The sequence below is a fragment of the Paenibacillus sp. IITD108 genome (assembly GCF_036541265.1).
Classification (GTDB): Bacteria; Bacillota; Bacilli; order Paenibacillales; family Paenibacillaceae; genus Pristimantibacillus.
In genome coordinates this window covers 1-14,029 of the sequence record NZ_JAZHCT010000016.1, presented here as the reverse complement: position 1 = coordinate 14,029, position 14,029 = coordinate 1, and the positions used below count along the sequence as shown (strand labels likewise).

Here is a 14,029-nt window from a genome sequence, read left to right as displayed (position 1 = left end):
TTTACTACCCATTCTTTATGGTTGCTCCGCAACCAGCTTATCCCGATATTCCTGCGGGGTCATATTCATCGCTTTTTTGAAAAAACGATAAAAATAATGCTCCGAGTAAAACCCGATTGCTTTGGACACATCGCTGATGCGGTACTGGGAACCGGCAAGCAAATCCTTTGCTTTCTCGAGCTTGAGCTCATTGATCGTTTCAGATAATGTTTTTCCTGCTTTTTGCTTATACAGGCGCGACAAATACGATGGATTGTGACCAATGGCGAAGGCCATTGTTTTGAGCGACAAATCACCGTCCAAGTTGCTTGCCAAATAAGCGTTAATATTCTGCACAACTTGATTTTCCTCATGCTCTCCGGCAGGCAGCACCTGTTGCCACAAATAATCGGCAAACGAGATGAGCATCGAGCGCTGACTTTGCCAGCTTATGAGCTCCCCTTGCTCCATCTGTTTCATCATGATCGTTAAATGCTGCGGCATATTTTCAGCTTCGGTCGTGTTCAGCTTGCTCGCATAGGACATAAATATTGCATAAAGCGAACTTGTAATTTGCAAGCAACCAACAGCCTGTCCCGCCTCTGCGGAATGATCGCCTGTTTGCAGCAATAGCTCAAAGATGCGGTCAAACTCTTCATTATTGCGATGCTCCATAGCATAGGACAAATGCTCGTATTGTTTAAAAATTTGTTGTTGCACGGCATATTTTTGCTGCATACTGCTATCTTGCCTATCTGAGCCGTCTTCTATATAAAGCTGCGCTTTTTTGAAGGATGCTCGCATACGCAGCTGCAATTGTTCCATATAGCTGCCTAGCTGATTCCATGCCATCGGCTGACCGCAAACAGCAAATGACATCGACAACTTCAATAGATCGCTGCAGGAGGATTGAATACACTCGAACGTTCCGTACACAAAGCGGCTTGTCAATGCCATCGTGCTGGCTGCCTGTATATTTTCCATCCACGGCTCAGCCTTTGATTGAATCAGCCATATTATTTTGGAGCGATCATGAATAAAGGAGTAGTGCGACATAGATAACGACAAGTATTCATCCGCTATATTTTGCACTGCAAACAGCAGTAGCGAGCGATCATAATGGCTATCCCCCGGCCGCCATTCATCTACCTTGCCGATGACCACAAATAGTTGCTTGTCCGAATGAAGCGGCAATTGCAGCTCTGCGAGCTGTTTATCGAGTGAAAGATAAGCCTGCTTATTACCAACGATCAGACTTTCCAGAAACTCTCTTTGCAAAGCGCCAAGCGCTTGCTTTACCTGTTGACGGGCATGCTCCAGCACCTTCTGGGATTCCTTGTCCTGCTTCGCCAGCTCTATGGCGGCGTACACCGCCTGTTCGATCACTTCGTCATCTTCCGTTTTCAATATATAATTAACAGCACCATGCCGCAGAGCTTCTTGCGCATAGTTGAAATCATCATACCCTGACAAAAATAAAACTTTGCAGTAGGGCCATCTGGCTTCAATAATTTTTTGCAGCTCTAGCCCATTCATCCCGGGCATGCGAATATCGGTTAATACAATATCTGCAGGCGTCGTCATCAAAAAGTTGAGTGCTTCGGCAGCCGAATAGGCTCCTGCTGTTTCCAAATCGGGATGCTTATCAGGTCCAAACAGATCAACCAAGCCATCTACAACATATTCCTCGTTGTCTACAATTAATAAGCGGTACATATTAGATCGTTCCCTTCCTATTGCCTCTGTATAGTTATCAAGAATGCAACGGCAAACGAAGAATGACATGCAGTCCGCCCAACCCGCTGCGCTTTAAGCTTATACCATACTCGCCGCCAAACTTCAGTTTTATCCTCTTGTCAATATTCAGCAGCCCAGTTGTCTCTGTATCCTTATCCTGCTGACTGAGCTGTTGCTGCAAATACATGAGCTTGTCGTCAGATAACTCCGTTCCGTTATCTTCTATATGGACGTAAAAGCTGTCGTCCCCGTTTACAAAGGAAACGCGAAGCACGCCCTGCACCAAATGATCTTCCAATCCGTATTCAAAAGCGTTTTCCACGAGCGGCTGCAAAATTAACCGCGGAACCTGTACTTGCATTGCCTCGGGTGGCAAAGTGCCTATTTGAGCGTCCAACTTTCGACCGAAACGTAAACCCTGTATGCCAATATAGGCCTCAATATGCTCAACCTCTTCCTTGAAACGCACTTCATCTTCTTTATTGCGCGTAATAAATCGGAAAAACTGTCCCAAGTATTTGGTCAAACGCTTGGCAGCCTCTATATCATCAAGCTGGATCGTTCGGTTTAGCAAAAAGAAAATATTGTATAGAAAATGCGGATTTATTTGTGCTTGCAGTTGCTTTAATTCGGAACGTTTTAAGCGCAGCTCATGCTCATAAACATCGTTAATTAACGTTTCCAGCCGCTCAGACATTTTGTTGAATTGCTTGTACAAATAATTAAATTCATCTTTGCCGCTTGATTCCAACTTATGCTGGAAGCTCCCGCTCTCCAAGCGCCGAAAAGCACTCGTCAAACGCAGCATCGGAATATGAATAATGTTGTAAATCCACGCTGCAAACAAAACAATTACAAGTACAGATGTAGCCGCCAGCGCAGCATAAATTTGCTTATGTTTTTTGATTGGTCCAAGGAAGCTGTCCTCCGGCATATAGACCATAAATACAGCATCTAGTAAAGAGGAGGCTTCAAATGCATACACATAAGCTTCTTGTCCGATATAGAAGCGTCCAATGCCTCCCGATTGGCTGTTATCATCCAGATTCAATTGTTCAATAAACTGCCGATTGCTTATTTCTTGTTGCGGGAATGCCCCAATCATCCAGGCGCTGTTTCGATCGGCAATAATAGCCTCGCCGCCATTGTAGGCAACTGCTTCACGAAGCGATTTTTCCATGTTTTTTTGGGACAGCTTAATTTCCATCCACATCTTAGCTGATCCTTCCTGCATATCGTGACGCGGATAATAATCCCCCATAATCAGCTCTTCCTGAAAAGATTCGATATGTTTTCCGGACACCGCCAGCTCAGACACCGCCTTCTGTTCAGATAATGGAATCGTTTGCTCCACCCTGTCGTTTTGAATGACGATGTTCAGCTCTGGCAGCATCAATTTGATTTGGTGAACAAACAAACTCGATTCTTTGAATTGCTGCAAGCGGCGCTCAATTTCCTGTATGGCATAAATCGTATCGCTGTCCGAGTAAATCATATGATAGCGCATTAAATTTTGAACAGTGCTATCCAGCATATATTGCTGCTTCATACGAATGACCCGCTCCATCTCTCGCTCAAAGGTGCTTAAGTAAAAATGCGCATTCGATTTCAATGAGCTTGTAATTTGTCCGGATACGGCCGCTTCGCCGGAACGATTAATAAGAGCACTAATAATAAATGCCGGAATTATCATAATTAAAAAAATAACAACAAGCTTTTGAAATAAATTAAAGCCTGTTGTGGGCATCTTTTTGATCGGAAACAGCTTCATCATTTAACCGCCCTTCTCTGTCCTTCGCTGCATGGCTGTCTTCTCTTTCTATTATACTTGATCAAAAAGAACTTCCTTCTATCTTATATTTACCTGTTTATACTCTCCTGTGTAAAAAACGGACAGTCATCATCTTGCAGTAGACTGTAACTGCTCGCTGTTACTATGATGAAGAAGATGTAAGACATCATCATGGTTGTCTTTATTGCACAACAAAAACATTTAGGGAGGAATAGCTTATGAGAATTAAAAAAAAGAACAGCCGATGGTTATACGCAAGCTGTGCATTCATGCTGGCTATCGTACTATTGATCGGTTTGATGCAGCCGCAATCCGCTTCTGCTGCCGTTCTTTGGGACAAACAGTCGCTTGAGGAGGTTTACAATCCGACAGGGCAAATATATACTTACGCTCCTACAGTAATCCAAGAAGGAGATACCACTCATATGTGGAGCTGCCACAACAATGAAAGCGGTATCATAAGAGATCATATTTACTATACAAAAATCGAGAACAATACCGTTGTTGAATCCCGCTCCGTACTGGCACCAGGTCCAGCCGGAACATGGGACAGCTTCCATGTATGCGACCCTTCCGTTGTGGAAGGCAAATTTCTATACAATGGAACAAGCTACAGCTATGCGCTGTTCTACTTGGGCAACGACGTAAATGCCAGCTACCATAATCAGATCGGCGTTGCTTTTTCCAATGATTTGTCCGGCGACTGGACAAGATACCACGATCCGATTATCACATATCCGAATGACGGATATTGGGGAGTCGGGCAGCCATCAGCTACAAGTATAGACGGGCAAGGACGGTTAATGCTGTTTTATACACAGGGCGATCCGTCAGCAACAGCCGGATATCGGGTTGAGCTGAATCTCGGCGATATGAGCCAGCCTGTAATCGGTACGCCAATGCAGTTGACTACCGCCGGTCTAATCGGGACGGATGGCAATAACGATTGGCTTAACAATTTCGATATCGTCTACGATCCTACTCGCGATCGCTTCTATGCAATTCGTGATCAGCATCCGTTCCCGTCCGGACAGCCAAACTATATAACAGAAAGCATTCAGCTTGCCAGCATTGATGGCGCCTCTATTTGGGGCGGCGGCGGAGCTTGGCGGGTAGAAGGCAATATTACACCGCAGCTGACCGATCTGCCTCGCAATCATAATGCAGGCTTGGTGCGCACTGCTTTCGGTACCTTGCCAGATCAGAACGAAGCAGTCGTTTACTTTACAGAAAGCCAGGCTGCTCCAAACCTAACCGGCTTGCCTGAATATACTTATAACATTTGGAGAATAACAGGCGCGTTAAGCGACGGGAATCATATCATAGAAAATAAAATAAACTCATTAAGCAATAAATACTTTACGGTTGATCGGCTAACGCATGAATTAAACACGCAGCAACTAAATATTCATGGCAAAGCCCAAGCAAAGCTTAAACATAAAAACGTTTGGACCGGCTATCGCCTTTTTGACCAAAAAGGCCTTCTGCTCGACGCGGGAACAGCCTATTATAACATTGTGGACGATGAGGATCGCAGCTTCACGCTAACTATTCCCAAGCCCGCAGCTGCTAACTACAAAGTAAAATTAGAGGTCTATTTCCTGACAGACAAAGGGAAGGAGATTACTTCCAAAAGCAGTTGGATTAACATCATGTAGCGGTTCGAAGCAGTTGGATGGCAAGTCGAAAGGGATGCTACTACGATCAAGTTTGGGATTCCGACCGCTGTTGTAGTCCAATTTTTTTGATGAAAAAACCCCTGTAAAAGGATAAAATTGGCCTACAAAGGCGGACGCTGACGCTTCTCTATTCCCAATCTTGCTCTTCGTTCCCTTTCTTATTGCTTATCAAAGTTGCCCACAATAAATCGACACCTTCCCTAGCATTGGTTACAGTTTCCAAACGGGTTATTCAACAGTTTTAATAGTTGCTTGTAAACGCCGCCGCTATCGTTCTAACGGTTGCCACAGCGGCTAAACACTTGTTTTTGCACACTTTTATTTTCTTACGGTTGTGGCAGAGCTTATTTAGAGTTTTCAGGTGGTTTTTTGGAGATTTTTCGTAAATAGCCGCTGTGACAACCGTAAGAATCTGAACCCTTTCTTTTTAAGGCGAATAGGCGCAATAGCAACCGTTACAGCAAAAAAATAGCCAACCAGTAATACCTGGTTGACCTAATAATACGATAGGGTTGTCATACAACCACCCGTTATTTCCCAACACTCCCTGACTTCTTCTTCTCAGCAGCTAAAACAGGGAAGTTAAGGTTAAAGAAGACGGATACCATGCGGAGAATGAATGTGATGCCGAAGCAAATATAGAGAGAGACGATATGCGGGACAACATTATACGTTAGAATAAGACTGACAGCCCCCAAAATAGATGCTATTGCGTATATTTCCTTACGAAAAACATAAGGAATCTCTTTCACAAACAGGTCTCTTAATACTCCGCCGCCGATTCCTGTAATGAGCCCCATGGACACGACCAAAAAGGATTCATCGGGAAACAAGGTTATGGCTGTATTGGAACCGACCGCAGTAAAGACCCCCAGACCAATCGCATCTGATATAAGAATGATTTGTCCGAGCCGATTGATTCTCTCATAAAAGCACCAGGTCAGAATTGCCGCACTCAAGCTTACAAAGAAATAACTTGGCTCTACAAATGCAATCGGCGGCACATTGCCTACTAATAAATCGCGAATGATCCCTCCTCCGAGTGAGGTTGCCACGCATAAGCAGATGACTCCGAACAAGTCTAATTCCTTCTTAATCCCGATTAATGCCCCTGATATTCCCGCCGCGATAATACCTAAGTATACAAAAGCATCTAGTAAAAACATTCATTCTATCTCCTTAGCAATGGCTTCTCTATTACCTATCGACAAACCTTGCTTAAGCGGTGAGCTTTAATCTCCGCATTTTAATATTCTCATCTAATCTAAATAACAAATATGCGAATATATTAAGCGTGAAAAACATGACCGCCCACACTATATTAAGCCGGTTCATGCGATAGGCATTCATCGTATTCCACCATCCGAACAAAATCCAATATACGGCGAAACTAGTCATTGCGAGGAGAAGTACAACTTTAGGAATTGGCGAAAATAGAGCTTCTCTATTTAGCCCGATCTTTGTTTCCCATTTGCTGCTATTGGCCTCCATTAAAAAGGGGTATGATATATATGGCTGTGTATGCCATTGCTCTTTTGCTGTGCCAGAAGGAAATACATGCTCCGTTATCTGACCCTCATTATCCACTTTGGATAGGTAAACAAACCGCAAAATTCGCTCATTTTTACTAAAGAAGGCTTCCATTTGCTCATTGGTGACTGTGCCATCAGTTATTATTCTTTCTTCCATTTGATGATATTGCAGCTGCATTCTATCAAAATCAGTACTATTTCGTTGTTCTAAAAATAGATGGAATGAAAAAATCAATAAAGAAGCTGCTAAAAATAAACCGGAAATCCGCAGCATTGATTTACTTAATTTACTCCGAGGCGGAACAACTTTTCTCAATTCCCTATTAACAAACTTTTCGGCTCCAAATCTGTTTAAAGCAATTGTAATACTTTCTTCCTCCGACTTTCCTTGCTGCTGTAACTCTTTTATTGTATCTGTTAAGTGATTTCTAATTTCAGCTTTAAAATCCTCCAATTCCTTCGGACTCAAACAAACATTTTTGCTCAGTGACTTCATATAATTTTCAACTCGATCCATACTAAACCTCGACCTCCCTATAAAAAGTATCCATAATATTTTTGAAAAAATCCCACTGCTTTTTCTTTACTGTCAAATACTCGATTCCTTGATCTGTTATTTTATAATACCTGCGTCTTCCCCCGCCGCTCTCAGAATCGTCCCAATAAGGCAATATATATTCACTATTCTCTAGCCTCTTCAGCACGACATACATCGTTCCTTCTTTGATTTCAAATGTATTCCCGCTGATTTCCCTTATCCGTTTAGAAATTTCATATCCATACAGATCTTCTTTATTTAAAAAGCTTAATATAATGCTTTCAATATAGCCTTTTAACATCTCTTTATCGATTTCCAAAAGAAAACACCCCCACTTATATATACCATACACTACTCTATACTGTAAAGTAGTTTACTATATACAGATTTCTTTTATGGAGGCTGTCGATGCATTGTTGATCTAGCAAGAAGGAACAGTTGCCCACAATGCATCAACAGCTTCTTATGAACCGTTTTTTCGATTAGCAAAAGTATTTGCAAACAAGCACAAAAAGAGCTGCGGCAGGTTACTTTTCAACCTGGCACAGCCCCAAACTTCACTTGCAATATTACTTCATTTTAATTCCACTACAATAGTGTCTCTGCCCCATCTATAAAAATTTCCGTTCCCGAAATATGACTCGATTGCGGAGAAGCGAGGAACATGACCAGGTCGGCTACCTGCTCTGGTTGGCCCGGACCGTGTTCGAGCGGCTGATTGCCCTCCGGATATACAACGGGAATACTGATTTTGTCTACCTGCTTCGTGCGTTCTGTATTTTCACCAATATTGGTTTCAATAGCCCCCGGGCATATAACGTTAACGCGGATTTTGTAACGAGCCAGCTCCAATGCTGCCATTTTTGCAAAGGCAACCTGCCCTGCTTTGGACGCACTGTATGCCGACATGCCAAAGCCGGAAAACTTCCGGCTTCCGTTAATTGAGCTCGTAATAATAATACTGCCGCCGGATTTCTTCATATGCGGAATTGCATTTTTAACCGTCAAAAAAGTTCCCTTCAAATTAACCGCCAATGTCTCATCCCATGCCTCCGGTGTTAAATCCTCGATTGGAGAAAGCGTCCCATTGATCCCTGCGTTGGCAAACACGATATCAATCTTTCCGAAGCGTTCTATTACAGTCTGAACCGCTCGTTCTACCCGCTGCGTGTCGGAGACGTCCACATCAAGAAATAAGGATTCTCTGCCCATATCGTGAATCGTATTCTCCACTTCCTCCGTTCGGTTGTCATTCAAATCAAATAAGCAAATACTGCATCCATTTCGAGCCAACTGCAGCGCTGTAGCACGTCCAATACCTGAGCCCGCTCCTGTGATGACCGCTACTTTGTCTTTTAATATTTCGCTCATTCCTCATTACCTCCTCGGATACTCGATTATAAACCGTTATACCCTTCTTTCTGTAAATATAATCATTTATTCCGCGTGTCGAAAAAGCTTCCCCTTTTGTAACGAATACTGGTAGGTTGTCGATAAGGGAGGTTACTACGATCAAGTTTGGGATTCCGATCGCTGTTGTAGTCCAATTTTTTTGATTACATAACCCCTGTAAAGGATAAAATGGGCCTACAAAGGCGGACGCTGCCGCTTCTCCATTCCCAATCTTGCTCTTCGTTCCCCTTTTCTTTTTGCTTGCCAATCGTTGCCCGATTGATTATAAAAAAGCTGCGGTACATTGCCTATTGGCAAAATACCGCAGCTTAATCTTTCAAACTGTTTATTCATTAATCGTATATTCCACGATATTACTTACAATCCCGGATGACGTGCCTCCATCCTCATAAGCCAACTTAATATACAGGTCATTGCCATCCTCATTCCAGCTCGTGAGCAGCCAGATCAATGCGTGCAGCGAATAGCCTTTCATCACAAAACGCTTGTTCAGCAGCTTGCCTTCCTTGAACTCTGCTAACTCCACATTTTCATTGACCACATTATGAATAAGAATATGCCCTTCGTCAGGCGATAAGCTAAAAGCATAAGTAAACCGCCCCGGATCTGCATCCGGCTCGCTAAGCACAGACCTAAATGTTTCTGATACGGGATCGTACAGGAAAATACCATCTTCTTCACGGAATTGCCCATCGAACAACAATTTGCCATCCGATAACAGCTCGTACTTGCCAATAAACAAATCATCGCCGCTCAGGACTGTCTCGAAGCGAAGCTGTTCAAGATTAATCTTGATTAAATTGTCATAGTCACGGTCGGGAACGCTCGCAAACATATACAGTTCATTTTGATACACTTTAAAATCATGCCTATACCCGTAGGATTCCGACTGCAAATAATCCTTCAGCATAATCGTATAAACAGCATCCGTAGCCGTATCTGCAACAGCAAGCACACCTACTTCTCTTAAAATAACAACGTAACGCCCCTCTTTATCTGCAAAATACATACTGGTGTATCCATCGATACTTTCTTGACCCTTATACGAGTCACTCTTAGTCTGTACTTTCTTACTTTTTCCGCTATCGATATCAAGAATATAAGCTTCTGTCGCTGTTCCATAGAGCGCCTTCCTACCATTCTCGGAAACAGCGATTGCAGACTTATCCAATAATTGTATCGGCTGTTGATTGCCGCCATCTTTTATATGAGCTGTATAGAAGCCCTGCTGTTTGTTAAACAGCATCTCGCCTTTCTTGATAGTTAAAATATCGTCAAAATTGAGCTCTTCACTCAGCTGCAGCAATTGTCCCTCGAACATTGGCGTCTCCATACGGTTAAGCTCCTGCCTCACATCCTCACTCAACACGAATGAGCTGGTCTTTGGAGCTTCCGCTGCGACGGATGCGCATCCCCCCATAATGATTGCCGCTGCTAGCAAAACGATTCCTAATCTGCGTTCCTTACACCTCCGGTTATTTCTTTGAGCAGTTGCCGACACTTTCATATCCACTAACACCCTTTCTGATCGTTTCTTACGACCACTATAACCGAGAGTTATGTCCGAATTAGCCTAGTTTGTTGCCAACTTATGACCATACGGAAGCTGAACCTGAACAACTGCGAATCGATCCCCTTGTTGAAAATGAATCGTTCCTGCATGCCGCTCAATGATCGAACGGCAAATAGCCAGCCCAAGCCCAATGCTGCCCTTTTCTTTGGCCAGCATGTCATTTTCTCTATAGAAGGGTTCAAAAATTAAAGCAGCATCCGCCTTTTGATCCTGATCCAATTCGTTTCTCAGCCTTACAATGATATCCCCCTCAACACATTCTGTTTTTATTGCAATAGTGGTGCCTGCAGCGCCATATTTTATTGCGTTATCGAGTAAATTCACCCATACTCTGCGCAGCTCTTCCTCTTGCCCGTTCATTAATACAGGCTGCATATTGCATTGGAGCTTAATATTGTAACGAGAAGCTTTCATTTCCATATCCTCGCAGCAAGCTTTGAGCTGAGCACCTAGATCAAAGGGCAATTTTGCCGGCTCGTTTTGTCTATCCTCCCGGCGTGCGAGCTCAAGCACTTGTACTACCATGGCATGCATCCGTTCACTCTCTGCTTTAATGCGATGGGCCGCCCGCTCAAGAAACACGGGATCGTTAAAGCCCGGCTCACTGATTATTTGTGCGTAACCGGATATAGAAGTGAGGGGTGTTTTCAGCTCATGTGTCATATGCTGATAGAAACGCCGCTTGCTTTGCTCAAGCTCGATTACCCGGTTGCGTTCTTCTGCAAGATGCGTCATTTGCTTTTCAATTTGTTCTTTCATCCGTTTAAAACTTTCCGCTAACTGGCCTGCTTCATCCCTTCGCTCAAGCGGCAGTGTTTCATCCTCCTGCCCGCCTTCGCCAAAGTCTCTCATTACACGTGAAAGCGTAAGCAGCGGACGGGTTATTTTTCTGGATAGTAAATATGAAAATATCGGGACAATAACAAAAAGACCAGCCATAAACCAGGCAAGGCTTCTTAGCATCACGGCATTGTGCGCATAGCGGCTTGAATAATCGCCCAACATCCGGAAAACTCCTTCATATTGGCCGCCCGCATAGTAAGGCAGTGTTAACAGTACTTGATGCTTACTGCCATCCTGAACGATCGTAACGACAGATTTATTTTGCATGCTTAAGGCTCGGTCTTCCTCAAAATGATGCATAAAAACATCAGATGCATTGCTATCCAATCGGGTACTCCTGTTTTTCGATAACAACGACTCTCCCAAAAACCGACCCTCTTTATCAAAATAAGCAACAGGGTGACCAATGCTCCGGCTAATCGCCTGGAGCAATGGCGTTATCCCCTCAGCTTCTTCTTTTCCTTGATGGACAAGGGCATATTGCTGAATAAAGTCATAGGTATACAGCTGCAGCTTCTTCATATCTTCCTGAATCGTTGATTTTGTCTGCTTTTCCATGACATGAGACATGTAATAATAAAGACAGCTGGTTGCAAGGGAGAAAATAAGTATAAATCCAATTGTGAATTTCCAATGGATTGGGAGCGCCACCTTGCTCATCCCGCTCCACGCTCGCCCATTCGATAGCCGATGCCAAATACCGTCTCTATTAATGCAACGTCCAGCTTCTTGCGGATGCGCTGAACATGAACGTCTACTGTCCTCAAATCGCCGTCATAGTCCATCTCCCATACCCGATCCACAATCTCTTCCCGGGAGAAGACCCGCCCTGGATATTCATGAAATAGAAGCAACAGCTCAAACTCCTTCGGCTTAAGCTTGATTTCCTCTCCATGCCTATAGACCGCGTATCCCTTCTTGTCCAGCTCTACACCGTAAACTAATTGCTCGCGCTGGTTCCCTTTACGAAGCTCCGCTTTTTCCTTTCGTCTTAGCAAAGCTTTGACGCGGGCAGCCACCTCTCTCAGCTCGAATGGCTTCGTCACATAATCATCTGCGCCTAGCTCAAGGCCAATTATTTTATCTACAGTGTCCGTTCGTGCAGTAAGCATTAGAATAGGAATAGAGTATTTCTCCGATACTTCCCTGCAAATATCAAAGCCGCTAATATCCGGCAGCATAGCATCGAGCAGCAGGGCGTCCGGTTCGGTTTGCTCCAGCATCCGAAGCCCGCTTTTTCCGGTACCAGCACCAAAAACCTGATAGCCTTCATTTTTAAACGCATAGATTAATAAATCCCGTATCGCTTCATCATCCTCGATGACGAGCAGCTTTTTCTGCTTTGGCTCGCTCACAGCACTCCCCCGCTTTCAAACTATTAACCTATTCTTTCATTATAGCGGACAGTTATTGCCACAATGTGAACGGGATGAATTTTCATAACTCAATATAAAAAAACATCGCCTGGGGTTAGCCCTTGGCGATGTTTTGAATACAAATAGCGTTAAATATTAACATAACAATTACGGGCATTGAACTGATTTCTTTATACTATAATCAAGGCACAATAATAATCACTGCCGTAGCATCTTCATACCCTTCTGCTTTGATTAGAAATTGATGCGTTCCTGGTGTTAGTGAAATTTCAGTAAAATCAAGTACAATAATTCCTGCGGTGGATGTGCTCACCCTGGAGGGGTGAAGGAAAACCAAGATATCGTTCCGATAAAAATAAACCCCGGTAATTTTTTCTCTCCATGCAGCATTATCGGTATACGTTAACCGCACTGTGTCGACATTCGGTGCTGTCCCTGTTAAAGTCGGCGCTGCTAACGGTGGGGGGACTTCAATAGTAACGACAGCGTCTGCATACCCTTCTGCTTTGATTAGAAATATATGCGTTCCTGATGTCAGCGAGGCACCAGTAAGATTAATTTCAATCATTCCTGCGGTAGACCTGTTCACCCTAGAGCTGTGAATCGGAAGCGAGTTGCCATTTAGATACACTCCGGTAATTTTGTCTCTCCACGCAGCATCATCGGAAAATGTAAACCGCGCGGTCTCGACATTCGGGGCTGTCCCCGTTAAAACCGGCGCTGCTAATGGTACGGGCACTTCAATAGTAACCTCAGCGTCCGCATACCCTTCCGCTTTGATTAGAAAGTTATGCGTTCCTGGGCTTAGGGAAGCACCAGTAAGATTAATTTCAATTATTCCTGCGGTAGATCTGTTCACCCTAGAGCCGTGGATGGGAACGGAGTTGCCATTTTGATAAACCCCAGTAATTTTATCTCTCCATGCAGCATCATCGGAAAACGTTAACCGCACAGTGTCGACATTCGGAGCTGTCCCCATTAATTCCGGCGCTGCTAATGGTACAGGCACTTCAATAGTAACCTCAGCGTCCGCATACCCTTCGGCTTTGATTTGAAATTTATGCGTTCCTGGTGTTAGTGAAGCACCAGTAAGATTAATTTCAATCATTCCTGCGGTAGACCTGTTCACCCTAGAGCTGTGGATGGGAACGGAGTTGCCATTTTGATAAACCCCTGTAATTTTGTCTCTCCACGCAGCATCATCAGAAAATGTAATTCGCACCGTGTTGACATTTGGAACTGTTCCCGTTAAAGTCGGTGGCGCCAATATTTGACTAAGTAAATCTTGAGCAATTTCTATAGCTTCTTTTAGGGCAGACTTTTCCTCACCATCTGCCACTAGATCAATCTTTTCCTTCGCAGCGTCAATAGCGGCTTGATCTACGCCCACTTTCAATGCAGTTTTCGTACTGTCCGTGAACAAGCCATTTACGGCTTCAGTGGCTGCTTGTAGTTTAGCAATAGCTTCTAGTTGTGCATCTAAGAGTTGCTGGGCATATTGAATATCTGCGAGCAAAGTAGACTTTTCCGCACTATCCGCCACTAGATCAACTTTTGCTTTAGCGGA

General features: G+C 43.9%; 12 protein-coding genes. 1 reads left to right on the top strand and 11 read right to left on the bottom strand.

Translation table 11 applies throughout. The features are described from left to right. Positions 1-15: 15 nt before the first annotated feature. Positions 16-1,695 carry a response regulator transcription factor gene (locus tag V1L65_RS15140; protein ID WP_331700030.1) on the bottom strand — a complete coding sequence of 560 codons (1,680 nt, stop codon included), beginning with the start codon at positions 1,693-1,695 and terminating at the stop codon, positions 16-18. A 37-nt stretch (positions 1,696-1,732) separates the two neighbouring features. Then, complete coding sequence (locus V1L65_RS15135) at positions 1,733-3,490, bottom strand: sensor histidine kinase (protein ID WP_331700029.1); 1,758 nt, start codon at positions 3,488-3,490, stop codon at positions 1,733-1,735. A gap of 236 nt (positions 3,491-3,726) precedes the next feature. Here V1L65_RS15135 and V1L65_RS15130 point away from each other — a divergent pair, with 236 nt between their 5' ends. Continuing rightward, positions 3,727-5,166 carry a hypothetical protein gene (locus V1L65_RS15130; protein ID WP_331700028.1) on the top strand — a complete coding sequence of 480 codons (1,440 nt, stop codon included), beginning with the start codon at positions 3,727-3,729 and terminating at the stop codon, positions 5,164-5,166. Between the two features lie 551 nt (positions 5,167-5,717). Here V1L65_RS15130 and V1L65_RS15125 read toward each other — a convergent pair. The 9 genes from V1L65_RS15125 to V1L65_RS15085 all read right to left on the bottom strand — a co-directional run. Further along, the gene (locus tag V1L65_RS15125; protein WP_331700027.1) at positions 5,718-6,353 is read right to left on the bottom strand and encodes a trimeric intracellular cation channel family protein; all 636 of its coding nucleotides are present in this window, start codon (positions 6,351-6,353) and stop codon (positions 5,718-5,720) included. 52 nt (positions 6,354-6,405) lie between these two features. After that, positions 6,406-7,236, bottom strand: a complete 831-nt coding sequence (locus tag V1L65_RS15120; RefSeq protein ID WP_331700026.1) for a permease prefix domain 1-containing protein — start codon at positions 7,234-7,236, stop codon at positions 6,406-6,408. 1 nt (position 7,237) lies between these two features. After that, positions 7,238-7,576 carry a PadR family transcriptional regulator gene (locus tag V1L65_RS15115; RefSeq protein WP_331700025.1) on the bottom strand — a complete coding sequence of 113 codons (339 nt, stop codon included), beginning with the start codon at positions 7,574-7,576 and terminating at the stop codon, positions 7,238-7,240. A 269-nt stretch (positions 7,577-7,845) separates the two neighbouring features. Then, the gene (locus V1L65_RS15110; RefSeq protein WP_331700024.1) at positions 7,846-8,628 is read right to left on the bottom strand and encodes an SDR family oxidoreductase; all 783 of its coding nucleotides are present in this window, start codon (positions 8,626-8,628) and stop codon (positions 7,846-7,848) included. Between the two features lie 216 nt (positions 8,629-8,844). Beyond that, positions 8,845-9,003, bottom strand: coding sequence for a hypothetical protein (locus V1L65_RS15105; RefSeq protein ID WP_331700023.1), 159 nt, complete (start codon positions 9,001-9,003; stop codon positions 8,845-8,847). After that, positions 8,996-10,177: a hypothetical protein gene (locus V1L65_RS15100; protein ID WP_331700022.1), complete on the bottom strand. Its 1,182-nt coding sequence runs from the start codon at positions 10,175-10,177 to the stop codon at positions 8,996-8,998. The genes V1L65_RS15105 and V1L65_RS15100 overlap by 8 nt, the downstream gene beginning before the upstream one ends. 66 nt (positions 10,178-10,243) lie before the next feature. Then, positions 10,244-11,644, bottom strand: coding sequence for a sensor histidine kinase (locus V1L65_RS15095; protein ID WP_331700021.1), 1,401 nt, complete (start codon positions 11,642-11,644; stop codon positions 10,244-10,246). A gap of 98 nt (positions 11,645-11,742) precedes the next feature. Continuing rightward, complete coding sequence (locus V1L65_RS15090) at positions 11,743-12,441, bottom strand: response regulator transcription factor (protein ID WP_331700020.1); 699 nt, start codon at positions 12,439-12,441, stop codon at positions 11,743-11,745. A 202-nt stretch (positions 12,442-12,643) separates the two neighbouring features. Continuing rightward, a partial coding sequence (locus tag V1L65_RS15085) for a hemoblobin-interacting domain-containing protein (RefSeq protein WP_331700019.1) occupies positions 12,644-14,029 on the bottom strand: 1,386 nt, incomplete at its 5' end.

What these genes read in the sequence shown, in the direction of transcription:
- V1L65_RS15125 (WP_331700027.1), bottom strand. Translation starts at nt 6,353, where the DNA reads ATGTTTTTACTAGATGCTTTTGTATACTTAGGTATTATCGCGGCGGGA.
- V1L65_RS15095 (WP_331700021.1), bottom strand. Translation starts at nt 11,644, where the DNA reads ATGGAAAAGCAGACAAAATCAACGATTCAGGAAGATATGAAGAAGCTG.
- V1L65_RS15140 (WP_331700030.1), bottom strand. Translation starts at nt 1,695, where the DNA reads ATGTACCGCTTATTAATTGTAGACAACGAGGAATATGTTGTAGATGGC.
- V1L65_RS15100 (WP_331700022.1), bottom strand. Translation starts at nt 10,177, where the DNA reads ATGAAAGTGTCGGCAACTGCTCAAAGAAATAACCGGAGGTGTAAGGAA.
- V1L65_RS15110 (WP_331700024.1), bottom strand. Translation starts at nt 8,628, where the DNA reads ATGAGCGAAATATTAAAAGACAAAGTAGCGGTCATCACAGGAGCGGGC.
- V1L65_RS15135 (WP_331700029.1), bottom strand. Translation starts at nt 3,490, where the DNA reads ATGATGAAGCTGTTTCCGATCAAAAAGATGCCCACAACAGGCTTTAAT.
- V1L65_RS15120 (WP_331700026.1), bottom strand. Translation starts at nt 7,236, where the DNA reads ATGGATCGAGTTGAAAATTATATGAAGTCACTGAGCAAAAATGTTTGT.
- V1L65_RS15105 (WP_331700023.1), bottom strand. Translation starts at nt 9,003, where the DNA reads ATGAATAAACAGTTTGAAAGATTAAGCTGCGGTATTTTGCCAATAGGC.
- V1L65_RS15130 (WP_331700028.1), top strand. Translation starts at nt 3,727, where the DNA reads ATGAGAATTAAAAAAAAGAACAGCCGATGGTTATACGCAAGCTGTGCA.